Origin of the sequence: Atopobacter phocae ATCC BAA-285 (assembly GCF_000526675.1) — a bacterium.
GTDB classification, from domain to species: Bacteria; Bacillota; Bacilli; order Lactobacillales; family Aerococcaceae; genus Atopobacter; species Atopobacter phocae.
This window is the reverse complement of record NZ_JAGN01000039.1, coordinates 1-18,248: the sequence shown is the minus strand read 5'-3', so window position 1 is coordinate 18,248 and position 18,248 is coordinate 1. Positions and strand designations below refer to the sequence as shown.

Annotated in this window: 14 protein-coding genes, 1 tRNA gene and 1 pseudogene; 10 read left to right on the top strand and 6 right to left on the bottom strand. The window is 34.9% G+C overall.

What is annotated here, in order from left to right; genetic code table 11:
- The coding region (locus tag L866_RS0106710; RefSeq protein ID WP_025730328.1) for a hypothetical protein at positions 1-237 on the bottom strand (237 nt) is incomplete at its 3' end.
- A 185-nt stretch (positions 238-422) separates the two neighbouring features.
- Here L866_RS0106710 and glpK point away from each other — a divergent pair.
- From glpK to L866_RS0106690, 3 genes are read left to right on the top strand one after another with little or no spacing between them, the layout of a single operon-like run.
- Positions 423-1,946: a glycerol kinase GlpK gene (gene glpK, locus L866_RS0106700; protein WP_025730377.1), complete on the top strand. Its 1,524-nt coding sequence runs from the start codon at positions 423-425 to the stop codon at positions 1,944-1,946.
- Between the two features lie 15 nt (positions 1,947-1,961).
- On the top strand, positions 1,962-3,794 hold the full coding sequence (glpO, locus tag L866_RS0106695; protein ID WP_025730376.1) for a type 1 glycerol-3-phosphate oxidase: 1,833 nt from the start codon (positions 1,962-1,964) through the stop codon (positions 3,792-3,794).
- Positions 3,795-3,825: 31 nt separating this feature from the next.
- A complete protein-coding gene (locus L866_RS0106690; protein ID WP_025730375.1) occupies positions 3,826-4,536 on the top strand; it encodes an MIP/aquaporin family protein in 711 nt (236 codons plus the stop codon).
- Positions 4,537-4,606: 70 nt separating this feature from the next.
- Here L866_RS0106690 and L866_RS0106685 read toward each other — a convergent pair whose 3' ends face one another.
- Entirely contained in the window at positions 4,607-5,782 is a 1,176-nt protein-coding gene (locus L866_RS0106685) for a cation:proton antiporter (RefSeq protein WP_025730373.1), read from the bottom strand.
- Positions 5,783-5,986: 204 nt separating this feature from the next.
- Between L866_RS0106685 and L866_RS0106680 the strand changes: the two genes are divergently transcribed.
- From L866_RS0106680 to L866_RS0106665, 4 genes and pseudogenes are all read left to right on the top strand, one after another.
- On the top strand, positions 5,987-6,880 hold the full coding sequence (locus tag L866_RS0106680) for a DMT family transporter (RefSeq protein ID WP_025730370.1): 894 nt from the start codon (positions 5,987-5,989) through the stop codon (positions 6,878-6,880).
- Positions 6,881-7,031: 151 nt separating this feature from the next.
- Positions 7,032-7,421, top strand: a pseudogene (locus L866_RS08720) (cyclase family protein); the annotation flags it as partial.
- Positions 7,422-7,507: 86 nt separating this feature from the next.
- Complete coding sequence (locus tag L866_RS0106670; protein WP_025730368.1) at positions 7,508-8,611, top strand: lactate oxidase; 1,104 nt, start codon at positions 7,508-7,510, stop codon at positions 8,609-8,611.
- Positions 8,612-8,642: 31 nt separating this feature from the next.
- On the top strand, positions 8,643-8,849 hold the full coding sequence (locus L866_RS0106665) for a hypothetical protein (protein WP_025730366.1): 207 nt from the start codon (positions 8,643-8,645) through the stop codon (positions 8,847-8,849).
- 102 nt (positions 8,850-8,951) lie between these two features.
- Here the strand turns inward: L866_RS0106665 and L866_RS0106660 are convergent, their stop codons facing one another.
- Positions 8,952-10,697 (bottom strand): thiamine pyrophosphate-binding protein, encoded by a 1,746-nt coding sequence (locus L866_RS0106660; protein WP_025730364.1) that lies wholly within the window; start codon positions 10,695-10,697, stop codon positions 8,952-8,954.
- 835 nt (positions 10,698-11,532) lie between these two features.
- Between L866_RS0106660 and L866_RS0106650 the strand changes: the two genes are divergently transcribed.
- Positions 11,533-12,204: a GTP pyrophosphokinase gene (locus L866_RS0106650; RefSeq protein WP_211236688.1), complete on the top strand. Its 672-nt coding sequence runs from the start codon at positions 11,533-11,535 to the stop codon at positions 12,202-12,204.
- An 84-nt stretch (positions 12,205-12,288) separates the two neighbouring features.
- On the opposite strand, the gene L866_RS09510 is transcribed toward L866_RS0106650, so the two are convergent.
- From L866_RS09510 to L866_RS08715, 3 genes are all read right to left on the bottom strand, one after another.
- Positions 12,289-12,450 carry a hypothetical protein gene (locus L866_RS09510; RefSeq protein WP_156919537.1) on the bottom strand — a complete coding sequence of 54 codons (162 nt, stop codon included), beginning with the start codon at positions 12,448-12,450 and terminating at the stop codon, positions 12,289-12,291.
- Between the two features lie 260 nt (positions 12,451-12,710).
- Positions 12,711-13,706, bottom strand: a complete 996-nt coding sequence (locus L866_RS0106640; RefSeq protein WP_025730359.1) for a D-2-hydroxyacid dehydrogenase — start codon at positions 13,704-13,706, stop codon at positions 12,711-12,713.
- Positions 13,707-13,766: 60 nt separating this feature from the next.
- Entirely contained in the window at positions 13,767-14,813 is a 1,047-nt protein-coding gene (locus L866_RS08715) for a PTS sugar transporter subunit IIC (RefSeq protein WP_035446348.1), read from the bottom strand.
- Positions 14,814-15,018: 205 nt separating this feature from the next.
- Between L866_RS08715 and L866_RS0106630 the strand changes: the two genes are divergently transcribed.
- Positions 15,019-15,091 (top strand) — tRNA-Lys (locus L866_RS0106630).
- Between the two features lie 488 nt (positions 15,092-15,579).
- On the top strand, positions 15,580-18,248 hold a 2,669-nt coding region (locus tag L866_RS09110; protein ID WP_025730357.1), incomplete at its 3' end, for a Cna B-type domain-containing protein.

Genomic DNA, 18,248 nt, shown 5'->3' with positions numbered 1-18,248 from the left:
CAAACATTCCTCAATAATTTTCTTTTTAAACTGCTCAGAATAATTGTTATTGCTACCTTTCGATATTAAAGCCGAAGGCCCATGTATTCTATACTTATTAAGGTACTTTCGAAAGTTTTTATTATTTAATTTTAAGCCATAATTTTCCTGTAGTTCTGCATAGGATATTCCACTGATTAAATAGAGATCAATAAAATACATTAACTCATTAGCTGAATAACGTTTATTTTTACGCATGAAAAACTCCCCCTAAAATAGTTTTACTTTTTCAAGTGTCTACTTTAGGGGGAGCATATCATGATTAAAATAAGGTTCTTTTTTTATTTTGCATGGATGAGCATAAAAGTTGTAAAGAATAACAATAATATTATAATCAAATTACTTAAAGAAAGCGATTACAAAACCTATGAGGAGGAAGCAATATGACCAATGAAACATATATTATGTCAATTGATCAAGGAACAACTAGTTCACGTGCGATTATCTTTAATAAAAAAGGAGAGAAAGTAGGCGCTTCTCAAAAAGAGTTTACTCAATACTTTCCGCAATCAGGATGGGTAGAACATAATGCGAATGAAATATGGAATTCCGTTCAATCTGTTATTGCTGGCGCGTTTATTAACAGTGGAATAAAACCTCATCAAATTGAAGCAATTGGAATTACGAATCAACGCGAAACAACAGTTGTGTGGGATAAAGATACAGGTTTACCCATTTATAATGCAATTGTTTGGCAATCACGTCAAACAGCTCCTATCGCTGATCAATTGAAGCATGATGGCCATGCAGACATGATTCATAAAAAAACAGGATTAGTTGTCGATGCTTACTTCTCTGCTACAAAAATTCGTTGGATTTTAGATCATGTAGAAGGTGCACAAGAGCGTGCTGAACGTGGTGAATTATTATTTGGAACAATTGATACTTGGCTTGTTTGGAAATTAACAAATGGTGCATCGCATGTAACTGATTATACAAATGCGGCACGAACAATGATCTTCAATATTGCTAAGTTAGAATGGGATCAAGAAATATTAGATTTATTAAATATTCCAGCAGCAATGTTACCTGAAGTTAAATCAAATTCTGAAGTATATGGAAAAACAGCTTCTTTCCACTTTTATGGTGGCGAAGTACCGATAGCAGGTATGGCAGGAGACCAACAAGCAGCGTTAGTTGGTCAAACAGCTTTTGATGCAGGAATGGTGAAAAATACGTACGGAACAGGATCTTTCATCGTCATGAATACTGGTGAAGATATGCAACTATCCAAACATAACTTGTTAACAACAATTGCTTATGGAATTGATGGCAAGGTGAACTATGCGTTGGAAGGTTCTATTTTCATAGCAGGTAGTGCAATTCAATGGCTACGAGATATGTTGAAAATGCTAGAAAAATCATCTGACTCTGAAGAAATGGCGAAACGCTCAAAAAATAATGATGAAATATATGTCGTACCAGCATTCACTGGCTTAGGGGCCCCTTATTGGAATTCAGATGCACGTGGAGCTGTCTTTGGATTGACGCGAGGTACAACACGGGATGATTTTGTAAAAGCAACGCTTCAATCAATAGCATATCAAGTACGTGATGTCATCGATACAATGAAATTAGATACGGGTATGGATATTCGTTTGCTTAAAGTGGATGGTGGAGCAGCGATGAACAACTACTTAATGAAATTCCAAGCTGATATTTTAGGGATTGAAATAGGGCGAGCACAAAACTTAGAAACAACAGCTTTAGGAGCAGCTTTCCTAGCTGGATTAGCAGTAGGTTATTGGAAAGATTTAGATGAAATTCGTGCATTAAATAAAGTGAGTGAGGCATTTAATCCAACAATGAATGAATCACGTAAAGAAGAATTATATCGTGGATGGACGCAAGCGATTAAAGCGACCCAAGTATTCACTGAAATTAAACAATCAGAAGAAGACGAATAGAAAGGTGGTTAAATGATGAAATTTTCACATCTTAAACGTCAAGAAATTATCGGAGCCTTGCAGTCTACTCCGCTTGATTTATTAATTGTTGGCGGCGGTATTACTGGAGCAGGTATCGCCCTACAAGCAGCCGCAAGTGGTTTAGATACGGGTCTGATTGAAATGCAAGATTTTGCTGGAGGAACGAGTAGTCGTTCTACGAAATTAGTCCACGGTGGCTTACGTTATTTGAAACAATTTGATGTTGAAGTAGTAGCGGATACAGTATCTGAACGTGCTGTAGTTCAACAAATTGCACCACATATTCCTAAACCAGATCCTATGTTATTACCAGTCTATGATGAAGAAGGATCTACTTTCAATTTGTTCCGTTTAAAAGTGGCAATGAATTTATATGATTCACTCGCTCATATTGATGGTACAGAAGCAAGTAATCATGTTCTAACACGTGAAGAAGTATTAAAAAAAGAACCTTACTTAATGACAGAAGGGCTTGTTGGCGGCGGAGTATATTTAGACTTTAACAATAATGATGCACGTTTAGTGATTGAAAATATTAAGCGAGCTCATCAGGACGGCGCTCTCATCGCGAGCCGAGTGAAAGCAGAAGGCTATTTATTCGATGAAAATCATAAAGTAATTGGATTAACAGCAAGAGATTTACTGACCAATCAAGTCTTTGAAATTAAAGCACGTGTAATTATTAATGCGACCGGTCCGTGGTCTGACCGCACTAGAAATTTAGCTTATAATGAGGACCAACAAATCCATCAAATGAGACCGACAAAAGGTGTACATTTAGTAGTGGATCACGATCGTTTACCTGTTTCAGAGCCAGTTTATGTGGATACGGGTAAAAATGATGGGCGTATGATATTTATTATTCCACGATTTAATAAAACATACTTTGGAACAACCGATACAGATTATACAGGGGATTTTGATCATCCAAAGGTAACTCAAGAAGATGTGGATTACCTGTTAGATATTGTGAATCATCGTTTTCCAACAGCACATTTGACTATGGATGATATTGAAAGCGCTTGGGCAGGATTAAGACCTCTAATCGCAGGCAATAGTGCGTCTGATTACAACGGTGGAAATAGCGGAAAAATGAAAAATGAAAGCTTTGACGCAATTGTCAATGCAGTAAAAGATTATTTAGAAAACAAAGCAGATCGGACTGATGTAGAAGAAGCTATTATGAAGATTGAAGACAGTTTATCTGAGAAAAATTTAAATCCGTCAGAAGTGTCACGTGGAAGCAATTTAGAAGTAGATGCGAATGGTTTGATAACTATTGCTGGTGGGAAAATTACCGATTATCGAAAAATGGCAGAAGGAAGTATGGAAGTCATTATTAAAATTTTAGATCAACAATTTGGTCGAACATTCCAATTAATTAATTCAAAAACATATCCGGTTTCTGGTGGAGAATTAAACCCATCCAATGTATTAACTGAAGTCGAAACATTTGCTCAATTGGGTGTTTCTCGCGGTCTATCGATGGAAGATGCACGTTATTTAGCACATCTATATGGTTCAAACGTTTCTAAAGTTTATACACCACACCCAAAACAACAAGCGGTTGATGGCTTACCATTGCGCGTTGCTTTGAGTTTGCGATACGCAATGGATCATGAAATGGCTTTAACACCAGTTGATTTCTTTTTAAGAAGAACTAATCACATGCTATTCATGCGTCGTGAAATGGATGCGTTAATACAACCAGTCATCAATGAAATGGCACGTTATTACGAATGGACTCCAGAAGAGAAAGCACGTTATACCGAAGAGTTAGAAGAAGTATTAGCAGTGAACGATTTGACGTATTTAAAAGAAAAGTAGAATGAAAAAAGTGTAATGAAAGGAGAAGCAGATGAAAGATTTATTTATGGGTGAATTAATAGGGACGATGATTCTAGTTTTACTTGGAAACGGAGTTGTAGCGAATGTCATCCTTTCTAAAACAAAAGGCAACAATGCAGGTTGGTTAACCATTAATGTGGGCTGGGGAATCGCTGTTGTAATGGGGGCATTTGCGGCGGGTGTCATCGGACCTGCTCATCTTAACCCAGCACTTTCTATTGCTTTTGGATTCATGGGAGCTTACACATGGAGTGAAGTTGCTGGGATGATTTTGGCTCAAATGATAGGAGCATTTATCGGTGGGATTTTAGTTTGGATCATGTATCGTCCACATTATGAAGCGACGAAGGATTCAGCAACGATTTTAGGAACATTCTCAACAGGTCCTGAAATTCGATCAACCGTTGACAACTTTTTAAGTGAGTTAATTGGAACATTTATCTTAGTCTTTATGATTTTAGTATTTGGGAAATATTCAATGATTGATGGATTGGGAACATTAGTTGTAGGGAGTTTAATTGTAGGAATAGGGGCGTCACTAGGTGGAACGACAGGTTATGCAATTAACCCAGCGCGTGACTTAGGACCGCGAATTGCCCATGCACTATTACCAATTACAAACAAAGGACATTCAGATTGGCAGTATGCTTGGATTCCGGTAGTAGGACCAATTGCCGGTGGAGTGATTGCCGCATTTATTTTTCAAATGATTTATAATTAAAAAGAAGCAGGAGATGTTTTCGCATATATTTGCGAAGCATCTTCTGCTTTTTGCTAGTTATAGAATAGATTTATTTTAAAAAGAGAGGTCCAGTACGTTTAATAAAGAAAGCGCCTAGTGGAGCGGTTATAACAATTGCAAGAACAGCTAATGATAAAATTAAATCACCAGAAGCCACTCCCATGGCTAAAGGTATCGAACCGATAGCTGCTTGTACGGTAGCTTTTGGCGTATAAGCAATCATACAAAACCACTTTTCTTTTGTATTAAGATCCGTACCTAGTAAAGAAAGATAAACACCAATACTTCGGGCGATTAGACCAATGGTAATTAGTATGATGCCCTTTATTCCAGCGTTTAGAGCGAGTGCGACATTGACTTGAGCACCAACTAATATGAAAAGTAATAGTTCGGCAAACACCCAAATCTTATTTAAATGTTGAGATAATTGTTTGCCAAGGTTTGGATTTTTTTCGTTGATTAGAAATCCCATGGCCATGACACCTAGCAAGGAGGCAATCGCTACTTGATCTTTGAATAAAGTTTCGATGCGTGTTAGTAAGATCGCACAAGCAATTAATACTAATACTTTCTTAGTATGACGAATTGAAAAACGTTTAAATAGAAGGAGAAGGCTCCAGCCAAATAGGACACCTAATACGATTCCTAAAAAAATAGAAAGTGGAATACTCAATAGTTGTGTAGCGAGATGTAATTGATGCCCCCCATACATGCCTAAAAAAACGGAAAATATAGTGATTGCAACAACGTCATCAATCGAAGCGCCTGCTAAAATTAAGGTCGGGATACTTTTTGCTTCACCAATTCCTTGTTGTATTAAATCAAGCATCGAAGGGACAACGACAGCCGGTGAAACTGCAGCAATGATGAATCCGAGAATGCCACCTTGAATAAAAGTAAAATGAAATAAATAGATGGATATAAGAGCGATTGTAAAACCTTCAAACAGTCCGGGTATAAAACTTAAATAAATCGCCGGACGACCGACTTTTTTGATCGCCTCTTTTTTAATTCCAAGACCAGCTCGTAACAAAATGACTAACAAAGCAATTTGCCTTAAATCAGCTGAGATGCTGAGGATGTCTTTGCTTAAAAAGTTCAATCCATACGGGCCAAGAATGATACCAACGACAATCATTCCTAATAATCCCGGAATATGCAGTCGATTAAATAATGCCGCCATTAATAAACCAAATAAAATCATGAATGCTAGACTTGTTCCCAATAGATCACTCCTTAATTGATAAATGCACTTATAAACGCTACTCATTATATCATAATCAATTCGTCCAAACGTTGAAAATATATTTTGTTTTTTGAAAATATAGAGGACGTATATCCAATGTGTTAAAAGTTTGATAGAATAATGGCGAAATTAAATATATCCTACAGGTAAATTAATTTAGTGATAAGAAAAGAGGAATTGTTGATGAGTGGTTCACATATGCGTTTTACTATGGCAATGTTAATTTTTGGTTTTAATGGGATTATAGCTCATTGGATCCCTTGGGAGAGTTATGAAATTGTATTAGCTCGATCATCAATTGGTGCGTTGTTTATGTTAGTAGTGATGGCCTTAAAGAAGAAGTCATTTGTCTTTAAAAAAGAGATGCATTCTTTTCGAATGCTAATTATGTCTGGTTTGATGTTAGGGCTTAATTGGATGTTTCTGTATGAAGCTTTTCAACAAACCGGTGTAGGTATGGGACAAATTTTGAATAGTGGAGGCCCTGTTTTAGCAATTGTTCTGTCGTTTTTTCTATTTAAGGAAGCTATTGAGCCGATTAAGTTATTTAGTTTAGTGTTTGTATTGGCTGGAATGGTCTTGATTAGTCAACCACAAGGAGACGACGCATCAAAAATAGCACTTATTTTAGGTTTGGGGTCAAGCATGACATTTGCGGGGTTGCTTACTTTCAACCGATTAGCGACAGCGATTCACGGCATGGAACGCACCTTTTGGCAACTGTTCTTTGCTTCAATAGCGGTTATTATGTACATTTTATACAAAGGAACGGGATTTCCAGATATTGTAACCGGTCAAGTGATGATTCCGGTTTTAATTATTGGCGTCGTAAATACAGGGATTGCAATGAATTTGTTATTTAGTAGTATTCCTTCGCTAACGTTTCAATCGATTGCTATTTTATCTTATTTAGAACCGTTATCTACTTTACTATTTGCTGCCATATTTTTAGGTGAACGAATGAATGGAGTGGAAATGTTGGGTGCTACAATGATTTTAGGTGGTGCTTCATTAGCTGAATGGTATACGTGGCGTGTGAGCAAACGTCAGATGATAATAGAGAAAAAGAACGCATAGGAAAAGGAGAAATGCATTGAAAATAATTGATTTAACAGCACCTATTTTTCATAATATGACGGTTTATCCAGGCGATCCAAATGTATCAATTGAAATTACTCAAACAATTGATGCGAATGGGTGGGAAGTGAGGTAACTCACACTCGGCACACATACCGGCACACATGTAGATGCTTATTCGCATATGCATGAAGGCAGTACAAGTATTGATCAATTAAACTTAGAACGATTTTTTGGACCGGCACAATTAGTTCGTATGGAAGATGAACAGCTCCCAAAAAATATGGGGTTATTATTCAATGAATTCGTGTCAATCGATTGTTTAGAAAAAATAATGCAAGTCAATCCATCATTTGTAGGTGGAGATTTATCAGAAGACTTAGAGCGTGCATTGTTAGCTAGAGAAATTGTTACTTATACGGGTTTGATTCATCTTGATGAATTACCTAAATACGAAACATTTATGTTTTATGGATTTCCTTTAAAAATTATGGACGGTGATGGTTCACCAGTACGGGCAGTAGCGATTTTATCAGAATGAGCATTATCTTTGAGAATTTCTCATCATAGGCGTAATATGTAAACATAAACAACATACCTATACGGGTATTAAAAGGAGGAATAATGATGACAATTACAAATGGCTACGAACAATCTGATCGTGAAGAGCGTTTAGATATTTTGAATTTACCTAGTTTGGAAGAACGCGCAAAAGAGATTATCCCAACAGGAGGCTTTGGATATATTACAGAAGGTTCAGAGTATGAATGGACGCTTAGAGAAAATACTGAAGCATTTGATAAAGTTCAAATTGTTCCACGTATTCTAACGAATGTCAGCAATCCATCGACGACGACTCAATTATTTGGAATTGATTTATCCATGCCAATTATTATGGCACCAGCTGCAGCTCAAGGTTTAGCTCACGCACGTGGAGAATTAGCAACTGCTGAAGGGATGGCCGCTGCAGGTACAATTATGTCTCAAAGTACTTATGGCACAACAACGATTACAGAAACTGCTGAAGCAGGTAAAGGCGCACCACAATTTTTTCAACTATACATGAGTAAAGATTGGGAAATTAATAAAAAATGGCTCGACGAAGCAGTTGAAGCAGGCGTAAAAGCCATCATTATGACCGTAGATTCGATGCAAGGAGGCTATCGAGAAGCGGATATTAAAAATAAATTTCAATTCCCGCTACCGATGGGAAATTTAGCTAGTATAGCTGATGGAACGGGTGAAGGAAAAGGCATTAGCGAAATTTATGCAGCAGCTGCCCAAGTCATTTTACCAGAAGATATTAAACGAGTAGCAGATTACACTAACTTACCCGTTATCGTAAAAGGTGTACAAGACCCTGATGATGCGGAAACAGCTATTCAAGCTGGAGCGGCAGGTATTTGGGTGTCTAATCATGGTGGTCGTCAGTTAAATGGCGGACCAGCTTCTTTTGATACTTTAAAAGGAATTGCTGAACAAGTTAATAAACGAGTACCTGTCATTTTTGATAGTGGAATTCGTCGTGGTTCGCATGTTTTTAAAGCGATTGCTTCCGGAGCAGACGTAGTAGCGCTTGCTCGACCTGTTATCTATGGTTTAGCGTTGGGTGGTGCACAAGGTACGCAAAGTGTAATGGAGCATTTGAATCATGAATTAAAAATTGTGATGCAATTAGCAGGAACACAAACCGTAGAAGATATTAAGAACGCTAAAATCATTCGTCCTTAATTGATGTCATTCAATAGAAAAGAGGATCAATATGTTAAAAATAACCTATCTCGTAAATGGTTCCCCTCGTTTAATCGAATTTAAAAATGCTCAATCGTTCATCACCGCTCAATTACTGGAAGTACCCGCATTAGAAGATTTTTATACAATTGATTCTGTTGAGCTAGAAGGCCAAACATTGACCGAATTAAAAGGCAAAAGAATTGAGGCGTTATATCAATTTCTATCCAATAATTAAAAAATAATGCAAAAGACGTATTCATTTGAATACGTCTTTTTATTTTAATTTATGCTAAATAAAGAACACCTTACTCGATTAAAAGTAAGGTGCTCTGATGAATTAGTTTAATTCATTTAATAATTCTGTATATGAAGGCATATCAAAAATATTGTATTGTTTTTTGAATGCTTCAATTTCTTCTGCTGAGTAAATGTCTGGGTCTAAATGCATATCGCTCGTATCAACGGGATCGAAGTATTTAGTTTTAGCTTCTAATAAGATAGGGCGCTTATTGCCTTCGTCTTGTAATTTTTTGATTGTATCAAATGCTTCGTCTAGTTCTTTTAGGTTGCGTACTTGGAATGCGATAGCTCCCATAGCTTCACCACTTTTAGACCAATCACCGTCACTAATATCTACACCGAAAGGTACATCTAAGTTAAGTATTTGAGAGTGTTGAATAAATCCAAATGATTCATTGGTTAGCACAATATTAATAACGGGTAATTGATAACGTGTCATTGTCAATATATCTTGCATATTCATTGTGTAGCCCTCATCACCAGAAATAGAGAAAACTTGTTTATCCGGCTCTGAAACTTTCCCTGAAAGCCCAGCTGGTACGCCATATCCTAGAGTAGCAAACCATCCACTCATTACCATTTTTTGCTCATCATTTAAAGGTAAAAGACGAACAGAATGCATTGTATTATTTCCAACATCTAAACCGAACAAAGCATCTTTATCGGCAAATTCTCTAATTTTTAATAGAACAGCTTCAGGTGCCAAACCATTCGAGTCATCAGCAGCAATTTTTCTTAACCATTGATCCCAGTTTTCTTTATTTTTCTTAGCTGCCGTTAAAAATTTAGTCTCTTCACGTGTTTCACCAGTAGCTAATATTGCATCGAAGAAGTCACCAGCATCAGCTAATACAGCAATGTCAGCATGAATTTGACGACCGAGATCTTTATACGTGTTATTGACATAAACCACTTTAATATCTTCTGGCCAAAAACGTGCAAATGGAAAATTAGTACCAACAAACAAAACAAGATCTGATTTTTGCATTATTTCAAATGCAGGCTTAGTACCTAAACGACCGAATGCTCCCATATAATGCGGATGATCTGAAGGGAACGATGCCCCTACAGAAGGTGCACTAGTTAAGACAGGTAAATTGAACTGTTCAGCCATTTGAACGGCTTTGTCTCGATAGCCTGACACACCTTTTCCAACATAAAGGACAGGATTTTTAGCTTGTTTAATTGCATCGATTATTTCATTTGTTTTTTCGTTAGGAATAGCATATTTAAATGGTTCAGGCATCGAACGATCTAATACTAATGGTTCATAATCAATTTCCATTTCCATATAATCATTATGTAAAATGACGATAGCAGGGCCTTTTAATTCATAAGCTGTTCGAATCGCATCGTTAATGATGTAAGGAATTTGTTCTGCGTTTGTTGCTTTGCGATTATAGACGCCGACATTTTCATATAAAGGTAATACTTCAGTTTCTTGGAAAAAATGTGTATTTTGGATGGTAGATGCTCCTTGAGCAACGATAGCTAACATAGGAACTCGATCTAACTTAGCATCATAAAGACCATTTATCATATTTGAAGCGCCTGGACCACCTGATCCAAAAGCAACACCTATTTTCCCCGTAAATTTCGTGTCTGCAGTCGCTGCCATTGCGCCAGCACCTTCTTGACGAACTTGTATATATTTCATACTATCTTGTTCTTTTTCTAAAGCATCCATCAAACCGTTTAATGAGCTTCCCGGAATACCGTACATGTGATCGATGCCCCATAAAGATAACTCTTTAATTAATGCGTGAGCAGCTGTAATTTTCATTGAACTTCCTCCTTTAGTTTGACTGAGCGATCATTTTAGTTTTAACTTTTTATAATTCGAAACCGAACTTTTTGAAGTTAAAAAAATAAAATGACTGAATTCAAAAGATCAATACATTTAATGAATTCACTTATTTAACTCCACATCTAAAGTATAAGTAGTGGGGGATTTTTAATCAAATAAAGTGACTTGGAGAAGAAATTTGTTACGACATCATAAATATTTAAAACGTATGATTGTTTACTTAACTAGCTCTATTTTTTTTGCAAAAATTATCAACTAGATCAAAATTAATGTTTACTATATATTATGAATAAACGAGATAACACTTTGAAGTTGCTATCATTTATCAAAATACATAGACATTGTTCGTGATATAATCAAATAAGAAATACGAAAGGAAAGGGCGTCGGACGGTATGTTGTTATTGTTTTTAGGGATTGGATTTCTTATACTGGTAGCTATAATTGAAACAATCTTAGGAGTGATTAACAATTTAGTCGGAAGAACAACAATTTTATCTTGTCTGGTTGAATTAATTATTGTGGTATTAGCACTGATTTTTGTGGTCATCATTATGTTTTCATAAACTAAAATAAAAATGAAAACATGAAGTGTTTCTTGGAAGATAAGCTAGAGTATTGTTCGTTTTGATCTCAGAAACAAATAAAATGATAGTCAAAGCAATAGTAAAGATTACACATAAGCATTTGTTCATTTGTGTCCAATAGTTCATCCCTTTAAAATATGATTAAAATCATGAGTGTTTTAAATAATTGTTGAAAATACCACGTATAATAATGATGAAAACAATCAGTAAATGAGGGAAGAAAAAATGACAGATAAACCACAGACATATTCACTTAGTATGCCACATCATGAAAAGCAATTACTTGAATGGACCAGAAGTCGTGGTTATCCTTATCAACGTTTAATGACGTATTATCGTTGCGCAATTAAGGAAGTTGAGACAAAATTTCAAGTGCTAGATGAAGCGTCATCACTTAATAATGATCGTAATCCCATTAGTGGTATTAAAACACGTTTAAAGTCGTTACCTAGTATTGTGGAGAAGTTAGAGCGTCGCGGGTTACCTTTAACGGTCGAATCAATTGAAGAAAATTTATTCGACGTTGCTGGGGTTCGTGTCATTTGTTCTTTTGTTGAAGATGTATATAAATTAGCTAATTCCTTATTAGCCCAAGATGATGTGGTTTTAATCGCTAAGAAAGATTATATTCAATCACCCAAATTAAATGGTTATCGTAGTTTGCATTTAATTATAGAAATTCCTATCTTCTTAGAAACAGAGAAAAAGAAAATGAAAGTTGAAATTCAGTTAAGAACCATTGCAATGGATGCGTGGGCTTCGTTAGAGCATCAACTTCGATATAAAAAAGGAACGGCATTTACAGAAGAAATGCAACAAGCCCTCATTAAATGTGCAAAAACGAGTGCGCAATTGGATGGTGAAATGGACTGGTTAAGAGAACAATCAAATATTTAGTTAAACATATTTCAATAACAAAAAAAGAGGTTCTTAAGAACCTCTTTTTTTGTATTATCGACTACTGAATAGATTATGAGGAGTTTATAGTTGTTTAAACAAAAAGAGAATAATTGGCAAGAAGATGGAAACGCCTATACTCAGAAATAATCCAACATACCAACGTGCATCTTCAAGACGGCAAGAATATATCCAGTCGCAAATTTTTTCAAAAATGGGGTAATTTGAAGCAACTTGTCTATTCATATTCTAAACTCCTTTCTATAAAATAATCTATTCGAACTAGTAGATAATAATCATTCAAAATATAAGAGAAGAAATTATTGTTTACAGTAACGACATCTTAAGTAAATAGGAATCATTACACGAAAATTAAGTTCGCTTAACTTTCGATAATCTTATTGTACATCTATTCAACAAATTGTCAATACTTTTTATAAAAAAACTCTCAAAATCAAATAAATGATTTTGAGAGTCATAAATACTTATTCTATACGAATTGATAATTAGTTGACACGTGTAGCAGTTGTTCCTGTATTAATAACTTCTAAAGCAGCATTTAAGCCACCTTCAACTAGATTTTTAACTGCTGTATCTGTATAAAAAGCAATGTGAGGTGTAAAGATAATTTGAGGATGAGCGAGTAATTGTTTAAGTTGTTCATCTTCAATCACTTGATCACGACAATCTTTTGGAACATAAGTCGATTCAAACTCATAAGTATCTAAACCAGCTCCGGCTATTAAGCCTTCGTCTAGAGCAGTAATTAAGTCTTCCGTTTTAACAATCGTACCACGTGCTGTATTCACTAGATAAGCATCAGATTTCATTTGTTTGAATAAATCAAGGTTGAATAAATGATGGGTATCTTTTGTTGCTGGCATGTGTAAAGAGATAATATCTGCTTGTTGAATTGCTTCTTCAATTGAATCAACATAAGATAAATGTTCTTTAGCAAATTCGTTTGGATATAAATCATAACCAATTACATTTGCACCAAAACCTTTAAACATTTTAGCAGCCATTTGCCCAATACGACCTGTTCCAATTACCGCTACAGTCATTTCGCCAAGTACACGTGCGCGAATTGATGGTTGCCATCTAAAGTCATGTGCTTGAGTATTTCTTTGAATTTCTTCTGTTTTACGAATTAATTGTAATGCTAATGTTACAGCGAATTCAGCAATTGATTCTGGTGAATAGCTAGGAACATTAGAAATGATAATATCATTTTTTGAAGCTTCTTCTAAATCGTACATATCAAAACCAGCACTACGTTGAGCGATTTGTTTGATACCCATCTCTTTTAATTGACGATAGGCTTCAGTTGGGATAGTAGCTGTTTGAGTAGTTGTTACACCGTCAAACCCTTTAATACTATCGATTGTTTCTGTGCGAATAATATCGCTCGTTAAATCAATTGTTACATTATTTTCTTTCGCCCATGCTTCAGCGATTGGACGTTCTTCGTCACGAATACCAAATACTTTAATTTTAACCATAATATCCTCCTAAAAGTCTGTGTTATAAATTATTATAACTTTTTATCAATAGTAACAATATTATTCTGCTTCAAATTTGAAAATATCAAAAGTATATAGTTTGAAGACTTTGGTAAAGATGTAATGTGTAATAAAACCTGTAATCGTTGGAATGATAAAGTATACAACGACTAATGTAATTAAATTAGCGGCAGGTGAACCTTCTAAAAATTTGTACGCATTAATTGGTCCCACTAATCCAGAAAATCCAAATCCTCCTGATGCTGGTGTTCCTTGGATACTTAAGTAACGTCCTGCAACACCTGTTACCGCTCCAGTAATCGTTAACGGTAAAATCATAATCGGATGTTTTAACAAGTTAGGCATTAACATCTTCATTCCACCTAATAAAATAGCAATAGTTACACCTTTTTCATTGACATAGTAAGAGCCAATAGCTAAAACGATGGCTGCAGCTGCAATACCTAAGTTAGCCGCCCCTGAAGCTAATCCACTAATTCCAATCGCATAAGCTATGGCTACAGTAGATACAGGTGAAACAATAATAATACTAAATACAGCAGCGATTAATAGACACATAACAAGAGGTTGTAATGTAGTAAAACTATTAATCATATTTCCAATAGCTGATGTTATAAGTTTCACATATGGAAGTAAAATATAACCAAGGAATCCAGCTAAACCACCTGCAACAGTAGGAACTAAAATAATAGCTAAACTTTTAACATGATCTCTCATGGCATAAATAATTAAAACGGCAAAAGTTGCAGTAATCATTGTATTAATTAAATCACCGATACCAACTAACATCCATTTTCCATCAATCAGTTGTGCTGCACCACTACCAGCGAAAGACGCACCACCAACGGATACCATTTGTAGTGGGTTAAAGTTAAATTGATGAGCAATTAACACTCCAACAATAACCGGGACAGTAAACTGAATGCTTGCAACAATCATTTGCATCGTTGCAAAGATTTCATGATAATTAGCTAGAAACTTGAAAAGTTCCCCTAAAATAGCATTTGGTACAAGTCCTGCGACAATACCTAATGCAACACCTGCTAAGACTTTGTTAATAAAGTCTTTAATTGACAATTCTTTCATAGAAAGCCTCCTAATAATTTTATAGTATGATTATTCTACCAGTATTAATTTTTATATGCAAAAAATTATATGCAAAAAGAAACCAAAAAGAACATTATATAAAAAAGTTATACTAATAAATTTATGTTTTTTCGAATAAAAAATATATTGAAAATGAAATAAAACAGGAGTAAAATACAAAGTGTTCATGGGTTTGAAACAGGTCGGGATATTAGCTCAGTTGGTAGAGCAGCTGACTCTTAATCAGCGGGTCGGGGGTTCGAACCCCTCATGTCCCATACATATAAAAAAGGTCTCCAAACAATTGTTTGGAGGTCTTTTTTGTTATATAGATTTCAATTTTTGTTTATCTATTTTGATGAAAGAAAAAATGATAGACCGTGTAGCTTTATGGTATTCAATGTTTTTGTCTACTATATATATTTCTAAAACGATTATAAAAATGCTATATATGGCAATTATTTAGACGTTAAAATGATTATTCAATTTTATATATTTAAAAGTAAATAAAAATACAATAAATATCTAAAACTTTCAAATTAATATACAAATAAAGGGAAACTGATGCTAGAAAAAAGTTAAAATTTCTGGTATCCTTGAGTTGTAAAATTTAGTATTTGAAATTAGATATAACATAGTAGACATTAGATAAAATGCTTTTTCATCAAGTATTTAAAGTTTAGTTCAAAGTTTTTGAATGAGGTATAGGGAAATAAAAATTTTATTGATTCCATTACTTCAAGTGAAAAGAAAAGAGGGGAATATAATGCGAAAAAAAATGATTTCTAGTATTTTTATAATCATGATGCTATTTTGTTATTCTTTTTGGAATAATACAGCATACGCTGAAAGTGAGACGAACGGTGAAGAATATAAATATCAATCGCAAATCAATGCAAATAAGGACCCAAAAAATGCGATTAATGCAGATGGCGCGGAATATCTACTTTCTTTTAATGTAAATAGGCCAGGAGCGAATCACGATGGCGTAATTGACGCATATAAATATGGATGGACGGTTCAAGATAGTCCCATTCATGATGAAACTGGGGAACTAAAGAACTTTGCCGTTAAATATGTACTTCACATAGCAGGTCAGTCAGAGAACAAAGTCGGCCAAATGGCACTCGAAGTAAATAAAGGCGCAGATCCCTGGAATAAATACAGATGGAATGGTGAAACATCATTTAATTCAATTGCGGTCCCAAATGCCAATGTGGAATTTGAGTATTATACAAATGATGACGGATCACTAATTTCACATCATTTATTAAAATATGATCTTTTTTTAAGCCAAAAAGGTGAACGAATTATTTTAAAAATACCTAAGCTTGAAAACAATGTCATTGCTTACGAGGAAAATGATCAAGGCTACAAAAATGTTTTACTTGTTGAAAATTTAGAAACTAGCATATCTCCAGAAATTATCGCATCAAAAAAAATTTATTTGAATGGTAAAAATGGAAATGATACGTTTGATGGGAAAAGTCCTGAACAAGCTGTAAAAACATTTGAAAAAGCTAAAGAATTGGCTGTTCTTAATAAAAAAGTTGAACAAATTATTGTATTAGGGACTACGAGTGTTAAAGGTGAAGTAACGCTAGAAGGAACTAACGCAATACTTGTACGTGGCGAAAATTTTAATGACTATTTATTAAAAATAGATTCTAATAATGAAGCGACATTATCGAATATCATAATTGATGGAAATGCGAGTCAAAATAGTCAGATTGAAAAATCATTGATTGATGTACAAAGTAAAGGAACACTTAATATTAACGGTGGAACTGTTTTAAAAAATAATATCATTACTGCAATTAAAAATACTGCTACAAAAGGTGGTGCAATCAATTTATACGATTCAAGCATCAACATAGCGGGCGGTATTATAGAAAACAATCAAGCAACTTATGGTGGTGGTATCTATTTAAATAAATCTAAAATGAATTTTTCAGCGGGGATTGTACAAAAAAATGCAAGTAATCGAGTATATGATAGTAATGTTAATCAATACTATGCAGCTGGTGGAGGTATTTTAGCTGACCAAGGTTCAACTGTTAATTTGTCTGGAGATGCTAAGATATTAAGTAACACTTCAGCAGAAATTGGTGGAGGTATCAGTATAGGATCCCAAGAATGGGGAGATACTAATATTTTAAATATGACAGGCGGGACTATTGATGGAAATACCGCTGGATCTTCTGGTGGAGGTGTTTTCGTCCAAGCAAAATACTTTAGTGGTGGAGCTTCTAAAGCGTATATTGAGGTTGGAAATATTACAAATAATACAATGGATGGACGTGGGGTGACTAATAAATCCTTTGGTGGTGGAGGTATTTATGTCAATGGTGCTAATAATCTTAATAATGTAAACGGTGATAATAGCGAACTATATTTGAAGAATGTTTTAATCACAAATAATCAGGCTGTCTCTCAAGGTGCTGGATATGCAGCTTGCCCGATTTCAAAAACAAAAATTTTTGTAACAGATGGTGGAGCAATTTTTGGAAACAAAACTAGTAGTGGGGGAAAAGATCTTTACATTTTATCAAGCGATTATTATGGATATCATAGCGGAATTGCTGAATATAAACTATCTAAAAGAATGTTAGGTGGAGTATTATATAATTGGAAAACAGATGACGGAGTTTTATTAGCTGATGACAAATATGATGGGAAGGTTCCATCAAATTCTGAATTTGGCCTGTATGCAGATTCTGAAGGTAATGAATTAACTCAAGCTTTAGCAAAAGTAATAATTACTGGAAATACTTCTGCGACTAGAGGTGGAGGAATTGGTAGTAATGGATCCGTAACAATAGGTACCGAAGGTGAAACAACAGAAGTATCTGTTATAAAAAAATGGAAAGATAATAATAATGTTAATAAAAAACGCCCTGAATCAATTATAGTTCAACTAATAGCTCATATAGAAGATAAAGAATATCTTTTTGAAGAAAGAGGATTAAAAGAAGAAAATAATTGGAAAACTGTATTTTCTAATCTTCCGATTAAGATCGGTGAAAAAAACGTATCTTACACTGTAAAAGAAGTAAAAGTTAAGGGATATACTGGAAAAATCACAGGCAATATGAATAAAGGGTTTATCATTACAAACACACCAGATACACCTTGGAAGCCAATGGATCCTCCAACGAGAGACCTGAAGGTAACTAAAACGTGGAAGGATTCGAAAGGTAAGGCGCTTCAAGCCCCAATTGATAAGGTTATCGTAGAATTATATCGTGATGGACAAGCAACCGGTGAAACGCTGGAATTGAATGCGTCGAACCAATGGACGGGATCATTTAAAGGACTAAAAGCGTATGAATCGATAGAGCATACGACAGCTTATCAATACACGGTGAAAGAAGTAGGCGAGAATGGGAATGCGATAGAATTGGATGGCAAGTGGTATACGGTTTCTTATCAAGG

Coding starts and splice junctions, on each gene's coding strand:
- L866_RS08715 (WP_035446348.1), bottom strand. CDS start 14,813: ATGAAAGAATTGTCAATTAAAGACTTTATTAACAAAGTCTTAGCAGGT.
- L866_RS0106650 (WP_211236688.1), top strand. CDS start 11,533: ATGACAGATAAACCACAGACATATTCACTTAGTATGCCACATCATGAA.
- L866_RS0106690 (WP_025730375.1), top strand. CDS start 3,826: ATGAAAGATTTATTTATGGGTGAATTAATAGGGACGATGATTCTAGTT.
- L866_RS0106660 (WP_025730364.1), bottom strand. CDS start 10,697: ATGAAAATTACAGCTGCTCACGCATTAATTAAAGAGTTATCTTTATGG.
- L866_RS0106670 (WP_025730368.1), top strand. CDS start 7,508: ATGACAATTACAAATGGCTACGAACAATCTGATCGTGAAGAGCGTTTA.
- L866_RS09510 (WP_156919537.1), bottom strand. CDS start 12,450: ATGAATAGACAAGTTGCTTCAAATTACCCCATTTTTGAAAAAATTTGC.
- L866_RS0106680 (WP_025730370.1), top strand. CDS start 5,987: ATGAGTGGTTCACATATGCGTTTTACTATGGCAATGTTAATTTTTGGT.
- glpK (WP_025730377.1), top strand. CDS start 423: ATGACCAATGAAACATATATTATGTCAATTGATCAAGGAACAACTAGT.
- glpO (WP_025730376.1), top strand. CDS start 1,962: ATGAAATTTTCACATCTTAAACGTCAAGAAATTATCGGAGCCTTGCAG.
- L866_RS0106640 (WP_025730359.1), bottom strand. CDS start 13,706: ATGGTTAAAATTAAAGTATTTGGTATTCGTGACGAAGAACGTCCAATC.
- L866_RS0106665 (WP_025730366.1), top strand. CDS start 8,643: ATGTTAAAAATAACCTATCTCGTAAATGGTTCCCCTCGTTTAATCGAA.